3 protein-coding genes are annotated in these 2222 nt (G+C 72.1%); 2 read left to right on the forward strand and 1 reads right to left on the reverse strand.

All coding sequences use genetic code 11. The annotated features are described in order from the left end of the window. The coding region (locus FRW57_RS20620) for an MFS transporter (RefSeq protein ID WP_238999519.1) at positions 1–1453 on the reverse strand (1453 nt) is incomplete at its 3' end. A 220-nt stretch (positions 1454–1673) separates the two neighbouring features. On the opposite strand from FRW57_RS20620, the gene FRW57_RS20625 reads away from it, so the two are divergent. Then, positions 1674–2009, forward strand: a complete 336-nt coding sequence (locus tag FRW57_RS20625; RefSeq protein ID WP_238999520.1) for a DUF3054 domain-containing protein — start codon at positions 1674–1676, stop codon at positions 2007–2009. A gap of 9 nt (positions 2010–2018) precedes the next feature. Beyond that, positions 2019–2222: HAD hydrolase-like protein (locus FRW57_RS20630; protein WP_152186936.1), on the forward strand; the 204-nt coding region annotated here is incomplete at its 3' end.

Raw genomic sequence — 2222 nt, forward strand, 5'->3', positions numbered from 1 at the left:
CACCGGCCCGCGGGACCGCGGCGGTGCTCGGCAACCGGGCGGGGATGGCCACGGACACAGCGGCCGAGGCGAGGGCGGCCAGCGCGGCGAACCAGTAGATGTGCTGGAAGGCGTCGAGCCTGGGCAGGGCGATGCCGCCGATCGTCACCGTCGAGGCCGCGAGCAGGGCCGCCACCGTGGCACTGGAGGTGGAGGTGCCGATCGCCCGCAGCAAGGTGTTGAGCCCGTTGGCCGATGCGGTCTCGGTGATCGGCACCGACCGCATGATCAGCGTCGGCATGGCCGCGTAGGCGATGGCCGTGCCGACGGAGACGATGGTGGCGCCCAGGATGATCTGCCAGATCGCATCGGTGAGGAACACCCGGCCGACGTAGCCGGCGGCGATGACCAGCGCGCCGGTGATCAGCGTGCTGCGGGCACCCCAGCGCCGGGTGATCATGGCTGAGACCGGGGCGAAGGCGACCATCGCGAGGCCACCCGGCAACATGGCCAGGCCGGCGGCCACCACGCTCATCCCGAAGCCGTAGCCCGTGGCCTCGGGCATCTGCAGCTGCTGTGTCGTGGAGAGCATGTTCCCGAACATCGCGAAACCGATCAGCACCGAGGCGATGTTGGTCAGCAGCACCGGCCGTCGGGCCGACGTGCGCAGGTCCACGAGAGGCTGGCCGGTGCGCAGCTCGAGCGGCATCCACGCGGCCAGCACGACTCCGGTCAGCACGAACAGGCCGAGGGTCCGCTCGCTGGTCCAGCCCCACTCGCCCGCCTTGGTGATGGCCAGCAGGAGAGCGGTGAGCACGATGGACAGCAGCACCGCTCCCCCGTAGTCGAACCGTCCCCTGGTGCGGACGTCGGACTCGGGGATCACCAGGATCACGGCGGTCAGCATCACGGCGCCGAACCCTGCGGACAGCCAGAAGAGCCAGTGCCAGGACAGGTGCTCGGTGATCACCCCGGCCAGCGGCATGCCGATCGCGCCGCCGATGCCGAGCGTCGCGCTCATCAGCGCGACCGCGGAGCCGATCCGATCGTGTGGCAGCTCGTCGCGCATGATGCTGATGCCGACCGGGATCAGCGCGGCGCCCAGTCCCTGCAGCCCGCGGCCGAGCACGACCGGCAGCAGCCCACTTGACAGCGCGGCGACGACGGAGCCGGCCACCACCGCGACGAGGCAGACGATCATCATCAGGCGCTTGCCGAACATGTCGGCGAGCCGGGCCACGATGGGCGTGCCCACGGCGCTGCTCAGCAGTGTGATCGTGACCAGCCAGGAGGCGTTCTCCGGCGACGTGTGCAGGATCGTCGGGAAGTCCGGCAGGAGCGGGACGACCAGCGTCTGCTGGAGCGAGACCACGGTGCCGCAGGTGCACAGGACGGCGATGATCCACGGCGTGGGCCTGCGGGTGCGCTTCCCGCGGTGCTCGGGGCGGGTGGGCAGGTCGACAGCGGCGCTCAACAGGTCCTTCTCGGGGTTCGGCAGGCGACGGGGGTGAACGCACGTTCACTCCGTGAAGAGCCAGTGAACCACCAGCAGGGCCCCCCGCGCCAGCCCCGCAGGCGCGACCGGGCCGGTGGCGGCTAACGTCGACACCGTGTCCACCCGCGCCACTCGTCCCCCCACGGCCCCGCTCCGAACCCGGGGGTTTCGGCGGTGGGCGCCGACGCTGGCGCCGGACGTGCTCCTGGTCCTCCTCTTCGCCGCTCTAGGGCGGGCCAGCCACGACGAGGGCAGCCTGCTGGTGGGGGCAGTGGTCACGGCCGCACCGTTCCTGGGCGGTATGGCGGCCGGCTGGGTGCTCGTGCTCCTCACCCGCCGTCGCGTGCCGCTCTCGGTGGCGGACGGCATACCCGTCTGGCTGGGCAGTGTCGTCCTCGGCATGCTGCTGCGGCTGCTGACCGGCCAGGGCACCGCTTGGAGCTTCATCGCGGTCGCCACGCTCGTCCTCGGCGCGTTCCTGCTCGGCTGGAGGCTGCTCGGGACCCTCGTCCGGCGCCTGCGCCGACCTTCGTAGGCTGCCGCCATGGGACCCCTCGCCGACCGCCGGTTCGCCGCGGTGATCTTCGACATGGACGGCACGCTGGTCGACTCCACCGCCGCCGTCCTGCGCTGCTGGGTCCGCTGGGCGCAGGACGAGGGCGTCGACCCGGTGCGCATGGCGCACTCGCACGGCGTCCCGGCCGAGGAGATCGTGGCGCGGCTGCTGCCGCCGGAGCGTCGGGCGGCG

Origin of the sequence: Segeticoccus rhizosphaerae, from assembly GCF_009192725.1 — a bacterium.
In the GTDB taxonomy this organism is placed as follows: Bacteria; Actinomycetota; Actinomycetes; order Actinomycetales; family Dermatophilaceae; genus Segeticoccus; species Segeticoccus rhizosphaerae.